We start from the raw sequence: 7,441 nt of genomic DNA on the forward strand, positions 1-7,441 counted from the left end.
CAGCACAGTGTTTCAGAATGGTATGATACTTATATAAAAAGCTGGGAGGCTCTATTTCGCCATGGATGAAGTTTCAATTTTGCTTGTTGATGATGAACAGGCGATTCTGCATATGCTCCGAACGGTATTGCTCAAGGAGCAATTCCTGGATATTGATACGGTCACTACCGGTGAAGACGCAATTGCTGCATGTGAAAAGAAAACCTATCACTGCATCGTGTTGGACGTGATGCTACCAGGCCGAAGCGGGCTGGAAATCTGCCCTTTTCTGCGTCAAATTACAGATGCCCCTATTCTCTTTCTGACTGCGAAAACCACCGATTATGACAAGCTGACCGGCTTTGCGGTTGGCGGAGACGATTATGTCGTTAAACCCTTTAACCCGCTGGAAGTAGTCGCACGGATCAAATCGCTGCTGAGACGATATTTGCCCAGACAGACGGAAGCGGAAAAACTGCCGCGGGAAGGGATCTATGACTATGGGCGCTTCCAGGTTATGGAGCCAGCCGGTGAACTCAGAGTCGAAGGTCAACCCGTGAACTGCCCTGCGCTGGTATACCAGCTGCTGCTATTCTTTTGCAAACATCCCAATCGTATCTTCACCAAGTCTGAATTGTATGAGCGGGTCTGGGGGTCGGAGGCCATTTCGGATGACAACACCGTCATGGTACATATTCACCGGATTCGTGAGCGTATTGAGGCTGATCCCTCCAACCCTGAATTATTGGTGAACGTTCGCGGGCTAGGGTATAAGCTCATTCAGTCTGACATGGGACCTGGGCGATGAGTGTAAGACGCAGATTGATGACGCGGTTCATTGGCCTGCTTGCGGGTACGGTGGTCCTGATCCTGGTCATCGGCGGAAGTATAGCTTACTGGGTCATTCAGCAGCTGAATGAGGCCAGCCTTGTTGAAGATTTTGCCACTGTCGGACTCGACCAGCTAATCAGTACAGCAGAGATTTTGCCGGACGGCAGTGTTAAGTATGATCCGGGGTTGCTGAAGCGAATTGATGAAAACAACGGCTGGCTTCAGGTTCTCGATGAGCAGGGTCGTGTGTTGGATGCTTTTCATACCCCTTCCGATGTGCCGAATCACTATAAACCTGGAGAACTCATATCTTATTGGCAAGGACAAAAGCCCTTTCCCTACCGGCTATATCTGCTCATCCGCGAAAGAGAAGGCATTAATTTCACCCTGTTGTATGGAGAGAACAACCAGTCTGTAACCATGCTGGAGCAAGCATATAACGGGGGCCGTTATGCCAATAACAAGCTGGAATTGGCATCCGGGCAGCAGGATATCATCCGCTCGGCGGATGCCTATCTTCAGATTTTGGATGAACAGGGACAGGAGATGGCTTCTTTCAACAAGCCCGCAGCAGGCATTCCGGACAGCTACAGCATCCAGGATCTGATTCTGCGTACACGATACCCCATCCGGTATGGAATGACCACAGTGACCCGCTATGATGAGCAGAACCATTCCACCTGGATGCTTAGTGTTCCTCTTGCGGACAATCCGGCGGGTAGCAACGTGAACCCCTTCGGGTTTATTTTTGGACCTGCCCTGATTGCGCTTCTGGTATCTATTATCGGCTTGCTGATCCTGCTTGCTGTCTGGTATGCCAACCTGTTCGGGTATCCGATGCTCCATATGCTCCAATGGCTGCAGCGGCTTGAACGCGGACAATATGAGGAGCCGGCAGGCCCCCGCGGCAGGCCGCATAGTCAGAAGAAGAATGGGAAATGGCGACGTAAATATCGGGTATATACGGAAGTGTTAGGTTCCATCCAGACGTTATCCGATACCCTGAGACAGGATAAAGAACTCCGCAGACAGACCGACTCTCTGCGGGAGGAATGGATTGCTGGAATCACCCATGATCTGAAGACACCGCTATCCTCGCTCCAGGGTTATGCACACATGCTGGAGGCAGAGAAATACCAGTGGACTACGGAAGAGGTACGCGAATTCGCGGGCATTATGGTGGACAAGTCCATGTACATGGACAGGCTGGTCAACGACCTGGCCATGACATATCGTCTGCGCAGCGGCGGATACCAGCCTCCTGTTGAGCTAACGGATATCAATGCTCTGCTGCAGGATTTGGTACAGCGTGCTGAGCGTAACCCAGCTTATGGAGAGGGTCGCATTACGTTCCAGCCTGCCCCGGCTCAGGTACAGGGTTATGTACACGTCCCCTCCTTTGAACGGATCGTTGATAATCTGACCGCTAATGCCCTGCTGCATAATCCGCCGGACACGAAGCTGATTGTAAGGGTGCAGCCAGGTAAGGAGGCAGGTAAGGAGGCAGGTGATTTCATCGTTCAATTTGTGGATGATGGACGCGGGATGGATCAGGAGACGGTGTGGAAGCTGTTCGAACGATACTATCGCGGCACAGATACAGGGGCGCCCGATGTCGGCTCCGGCCTGGGCATGGCGGTAACCAAAGGGCTGATCGAGGCCATGCAAGGACGAATAGAGGTTCACTCCAGTCCCGAAGCGGGAACGGAAATACGTTTGATATGGGATGCTCGTTCGAGGGCTGGAAGAAAATAATCCAGAGGTTCCAATGTGGTATAATCATAAGAAAATATTTGAAAATATATGACGAAGAGGTGTTCTGCTAATGGCATTAACGTCCGCATTCACGAGCCTCAACCTGCCTGTTAAAAACGTAGCCCAATCGAAAGTGTTCTTCACTGGACTTGGCTTTGAGCTCAACCCGCAATATCCGGATAACGAGACTTCGGTAGCCCTCTTGATCGGCGACAACCTGCAGGTCATGCTGATCGATCAAGCCTTCTTTCTTACACTCACGGAGAAGGAAGCCGTCGATACGGGCAAGTATGCGCAGATGACGATTGCTTTGGAATTCGAGAGCCGGGACAAGGTTGATGAAATCGTGAACACCGCACTCTCCTTAGGCGGGAAATTGCACGCTGAGCCTGAAGATCATGGATTCATGTATCATTGGGGCTTCGTGGATTTGGACGGCCATCTGTGGGCGATTAACTATATGAACATGGATGCGGCACAGGGTTGAGGCTAACGACGAATACACTCGTACTAAGGCTGCAAAAGAAAGACGCCGGGCATCTTCCCCGGCGTCTTCTTTGATAGTTTAGTGTTTTAAACCGAATACAATTGTCGGTACAGCGGAATATGGACCAATGTATGTGAAAAACAACATACATTGGGCTCGTAAGTAGGCATGCGGCTTGAATGTAAGTGAAAAACAGCATACATTCAGGCCGCGCGAAGGTAATCTTGTTCATCCCTTAGGGTGATTTTGTTCTAATCAGTTTTTTTCAGTATAGGATTTGAAATTGTCCATGATCGCTTGCCAGCCTGCTTGCTGGAGCTCGACGGGATTGGCGTTTTCCACATCGAACGTTTGAATGATCTTCGTCTCATCCCCTTGACGGGCGAACGTAATCTCCACTCTTCTTCCGTCCTCTATGGTGTAGCTGATCACCTCATGCTGATTCACAACATCGTATACGCCGCCAAAATCAAAGCCCATGCTGCCATCCTTCGCTTCCATCCGTGTCATAAAGGTACCGCCAGGCCGCAGATTGTTCTCGGCTCTTGGCGCATGCCAGTCCTCGGAGGCCTGATTCCACTTCGTGATGTGCTCCGGCTCCGTCCAATAGCGCCATACCTTCTCGATAGGGGCTTGTACCACAGTTTGTACGGTTACTTTCGTCGTTTGATTCTCTTCCATTTCAATAGACACCTCTCTCATGAACTTCGTCGCTTGGTTACTTACCATTGTCTCCCAACTGTTTGTGCAATATCCCCTGGAGTATTACTTCAATGGCCCAGAAGAACCTCTCCTTGGAGGCGGTATCCCCCGAGAATAAATCAGTCTTCAGACTGTTCATGAGCGGAAACCGTACCGGATCTGCTTCATTATAGTAACTTTGGGCAGTTTCCATCAGTTCGCTTGCTCTCTTAGCCTTCTCCAACGCAATGGAAGACACGTACAGGAGCAATAAGTCTGTTCCCCAAGCAGCGGCCGTAGAGGTGATTCCGCCCTTCTGCAGGACGGAAAGTAAATACTCATTCAGACGAAAGGCATGATTCCCAATAGGAATCGTCTGTAGGGATAGCTCCGCTAATCCGGGTTGCTCGATAAGCAGTTCTGCATAAGCCTGCAGCGCTTGAAATAACTGCTCCTTCCAGTTCTCGTTCGTCAGCTCCGGCAGATTCAACTCTCCGAGACCAAGGTCAAGCACATATGAGCTCAATTCCTGCAGATTTTTGACGTAAACATACAGGGAGGAAGGTCCAGTGTCCAGTTGCTTGGCTACCTTCCTCATACTCATGCCGGAGGTCCCTTCCTGCTTCAGCAGCTCATACGCGGTCTTGACAATGATTTCATGACTAAGGGGTTCTTTGGCTGGCCGGTTGCGGCGGCTCACAATTTCACGTTTAGGTTTCATCATACTTTCCTTATAACATGCCGGAAGCCAATAGTAAATACATCATGGAAGATAACATCATCCTTGTTGCTCATACAGGTCTTGATAAGATTGCATGAGTGCTGCGAACTTTGGAGCGGCATTCTCTGAGAAGCTCAGGATGAGATTTTCGTTAGACACATGTGCTTTCTCTGAGGCATACTGGAACATTTTCTCCTCATATTCTTCAATGGCCACAGCTGTCTGCTTGTTCCGTACTATGGCAAGCGCCAGCTCCAGCGCATCCAGCATCGCGAGATTCACCCCTTCTCCGGCAAAAGGAGACATGACATGTGCTGCATCTCCAATCAGCGTGACACCAGCGCTGCGTTCCCAGCGAAACCCGACGGGCAGCATGTAAATCCGTCTGGGTACAACCGCATCTTCGGCATACCGGATATAATTCTTGAGCGGTTCACTCCAATCGTGAAACAGCTCAAGCAGCTTGGCCTTCGTCTCCTGCGGATTATCGTTCCGGATTTCGTCTAACCAGTTCCGCTCTACCTTGAAGCTTGCATATACTTTGATCCGTCCGTTGCCGTTCAGCTGCCCCAGAATCCCTTTGTGATCATCCAGGGCGAACATCTTGCCACGTGCGTTAAATGCGGCCAGATCCGGGTGATCGGCTGCAATTACGTTAAGCTCCAGCATCGTCAGACCTGAATATTCCACATCTGTATCGGTAAGCAGAGGACGAACGCGGGAAAAGGCACCATCCGCCCCAATGACAAGATCAGCCACTGCGGTATGTCCATTCTCAAAATGAAGCTCCGTCTTACCCTCGCCCAGAGACACCACCTTCTCCAGTTTATAGCCATACTGTATGGTAGACGGATCTAGTTTGTTTAAGAGCAAGTCACAAAGCACACCACGGTCAATCTCCGGGCGTCTCTGCCCTTCCGAGCTCTCTTCATCGGCCACTTCATCCAGGTATAGGGTTCCCGTCTTATCCATGAGCCGGAAGTCTTCGCCCTCAAACCGTGCTGCCTGCAGAAAAGCTTCATATAATCCGGCCTCCTTCAGTGCGAGCTGCCCGGACTCTTCATGGATATCTAAGGAGCCTCCGCGTTCATGGCTTAGGTCCTTATGCTCACGTTCATAGATTGTCGAGGTAATACCATGCTTTTGCAGAATCAGGGCAAGCGTTAGCCCCCCTGGCCCACCTCCAATAATTGCGATCCGGCGTTGTTCGGTAGAATTAACAGTTGTCATGTGTAGACATCTCCTTTTGTATTGATAGTTATTTTCTTAAGAAACCTGCTTCTTGCCTGCAAAAAACAAAGATAAAACCAATGCACTAACTGCAAACCCCAAAGTAATCCAGAAGGTTGAGCCGAAGGCATGACCTAGTTGATCGGATGAATGCTGCGCTGGAAGTCCCCTGATTTGGTTGGCCAGAAAAGCCATCGTGATGGTAACACCGAAGGAGGACATGATTTGCTGTGCTGAAGTAGTTATGGGCGTAACACGGCTTATTAATTCCTTGGGAGCTGATCGGAGGACATGTGTATTGATCTGCATCATTGTTAAGCCTTGCCCAAGCCCTGCAAAAGCAAAGCTGCAAATGATGTATAACGTACTGGTATGAGCATCAATCTGCGTCAGAGCAAGTAAGGAACCGCAAAGTGACAGAATACCCATAAGGGCAACCGGGCGAACACCGAAACGGTCAAACAACCGGCCGCCGGCATTAATCCCGACCGTAGATAACAGGGCTTGCGGGATCACATATAATCCAGCCTCAAGAGGAGTTAACCCCCTCACTTGCTGTAAATACAGCGGGAATAACAGAATACTTCCGAATAAAGCGATCTGATTCAGCCAGGCGACAGAAATACCATGTACAAAGGTGGGTGAACGGAATACTCTTAGCTCCAGCAAAGGATGCTTGTGCCTAAGCTCATTCCAGATAAAGATGGCCAGTATAACCAGTCCCCAAGCCAGAGGAGCTAACGTCCATAGATTGGACCACCCCTTCTCACCTGCCTGATGTACAGCAAACACAATGGAAGTAAAGGCCACCGGAGCCAAAAGCGCGCCGATTACATCCAGCTTGTTGTTCAATTTTGCATCCGATGCAGGTAAGTACCTCCAGGCCATGAATAAAGCCAAGATGCCAACCGGAACGTTGATGAAAAAGATCCAGTGCCAGTTGATGTACTCGATCAGCCAGCCCGACAATAACGGGCCAAGAATAGGAGCAAGCAGCATCGGGATACCGAGGATGCCCATTACAGATCCTCTTTTGTCAGGTGGAGCGACCATGAATACAGTGGCAATTCCGATGGGAGCCACCATGCCCCCGCCCAGACCTTGGATGATGCGGAAAACGATAAGCTGAGTAGGAGTGGTTGCCATTGCACACAGCACAGAAGCGAGCACAAATAACACAATGCTAACCATAAACATTCGTTTGGGCGAGAAACGGTCAGAGAACCAGCCGGCTAACGGAATGACTGCCGATAAAGACAAGGTGTACGCCGTTATGACCCACTGAATCGTACTAAGATTGGTATCGAAGGCATTAACTAATTTCGGTACAGCTACATTCATGATGGTGCTGTCTAAGATCACCAGGAACATCCCTGAAGCAACTGCGAGAAGTATGGGCAGTATCTGCTTTAAGGAAAAGGCTGGTTTCATACTGTCGCTATCCTTTGTCTCTGACATAAACGCTCTACTCCTTTCCTTAAATAAGCGTATGAAGTTACAGTAATACAAGCTTCAGAACAGCTATCCAGCATGAATAATGGATTTGAACTATTTATACCATAACGAACACTGTTCGTCAAGAATGATGTTCGTTATGGTGTGCGTTTTTCTTAGAATCATAAAAAGAAGGGGCTGTCCCAAAAGTAGATACTCTACTGGTGGGGAAAAATCCCATGCCTTCTTAAAAGATGAATTTGTAAGAAAGGGAGCGATTCTCCGTTATTGGAGGATCGCTCCCTTGCGTTTCTGGTCATTCG

The 7,441-nt window shown here is 49.5% G+C and carries 7 protein-coding genes; 3 read left to right on the forward strand and 4 right to left on the reverse strand.

The window, feature by feature from the left end:
* Positions 1 to 61 precede the first annotated feature (61 nt).
* The 3 genes from J2Z70_RS14700 to J2Z70_RS14710 all read left to right on the forward strand — a co-directional run bounded on the left by J2Z70_RS14700 (position 62) and on the right by J2Z70_RS14710 (position 3,052).
* Positions 62 to 787 (forward strand): response regulator transcription factor, encoded by a 726-nt coding sequence (locus tag J2Z70_RS14700; protein ID WP_209874163.1) that lies wholly within the window; start codon positions 62 to 64, stop codon positions 785 to 787.
* Positions 784 to 2,565, forward strand: coding sequence for a sensor histidine kinase (locus J2Z70_RS14705; RefSeq protein WP_209874166.1), 1,782 nt, complete (start codon positions 784 to 786; stop codon positions 2,563 to 2,565). Before J2Z70_RS14700 ends, J2Z70_RS14705 begins: the two co-directional genes overlap by 4 nt.
* A gap of 70 nt (positions 2,566 to 2,635) precedes the next feature.
* Positions 2,636 to 3,052 (forward strand): VOC family protein, encoded by a 417-nt coding sequence (locus tag J2Z70_RS14710; protein ID WP_209874168.1) that lies wholly within the window; start codon positions 2,636 to 2,638, stop codon positions 3,050 to 3,052.
* Positions 3,053 to 3,307: 255 nt separating this feature from the next.
* Here J2Z70_RS14710 and J2Z70_RS14715 read toward each other — a convergent pair whose 3' ends face one another.
* From J2Z70_RS14715 to J2Z70_RS14730, 4 genes are read right to left on the reverse strand one after another with little or no spacing between them, the layout of a single operon-like run.
* Positions 3,308 to 3,733, reverse strand: coding sequence for an SRPBCC family protein (locus tag J2Z70_RS14715; protein WP_209874171.1), 426 nt, complete (start codon positions 3,731 to 3,733; stop codon positions 3,308 to 3,310).
* A 37-nt stretch (positions 3,734 to 3,770) separates the two neighbouring features.
* The gene (locus J2Z70_RS14720) at positions 3,771 to 4,457 is read right to left on the reverse strand and encodes a TetR/AcrR family transcriptional regulator (RefSeq protein WP_209874174.1); all 687 of its coding nucleotides are present in this window, start codon (positions 4,455 to 4,457) and stop codon (positions 3,771 to 3,773) included.
* Between the two features lie 54 nt (positions 4,458 to 4,511).
* On the reverse strand, positions 4,512 to 5,684 hold the full coding sequence (locus tag J2Z70_RS14725) for an FAD-dependent oxidoreductase (protein ID WP_209874177.1): 1,173 nt from the start codon (positions 5,682 to 5,684) through the stop codon (positions 4,512 to 4,514).
* A gap of 36 nt (positions 5,685 to 5,720) precedes the next feature.
* Positions 5,721 to 7,142 (reverse strand): MDR family MFS transporter, encoded by a 1,422-nt coding sequence (locus J2Z70_RS14730; protein ID WP_209874180.1) that lies wholly within the window; start codon positions 7,140 to 7,142, stop codon positions 5,721 to 5,723.
* Positions 7,143 to 7,441: the final 299 nt, after the last annotated feature.

The sequence above is a fragment of the Paenibacillus silagei genome (assembly GCF_017874735.1).
Lineage (GTDB): Bacteria > Bacillota > Bacilli > Paenibacillales > Paenibacillaceae > Paenibacillus_AQ > Paenibacillus_AQ silagei.

What these genes read in the sequence shown, in the direction of transcription:
- J2Z70_RS14715 (WP_209874171.1), bottom strand. Translation starts at nt 3,733, where the DNA reads ATGGAAGAGAATCAAACGACGAAAGTAACCGTACAAACTGTGGTACAA.
- J2Z70_RS14720 (WP_209874174.1), bottom strand. Translation starts at nt 4,457, where the DNA reads ATGATGAAACCTAAACGTGAAATTGTGAGCCGCCGCAACCGGCCAGCC.
- J2Z70_RS14730 (WP_209874180.1), bottom strand. Translation starts at nt 7,142, where the DNA reads ATGTCAGAGACAAAGGATAGCGACAGTATGAAACCAGCCTTTTCCTTA.
- J2Z70_RS14705 (WP_209874166.1), top strand. Translation starts at nt 784, where the DNA reads ATGAGTGTAAGACGCAGATTGATGACGCGGTTCATTGGCCTGCTTGCG.
- J2Z70_RS14710 (WP_209874168.1), top strand. Translation starts at nt 2,636, where the DNA reads ATGGCATTAACGTCCGCATTCACGAGCCTCAACCTGCCTGTTAAAAAC.
- J2Z70_RS14700 (WP_209874163.1), top strand. Translation starts at nt 62, where the DNA reads ATGGATGAAGTTTCAATTTTGCTTGTTGATGATGAACAGGCGATTCTG.
- J2Z70_RS14725 (WP_209874177.1), bottom strand. Translation starts at nt 5,684, where the DNA reads ATGACAACTGTTAATTCTACCGAACAACGCCGGATCGCAATTATTGGA.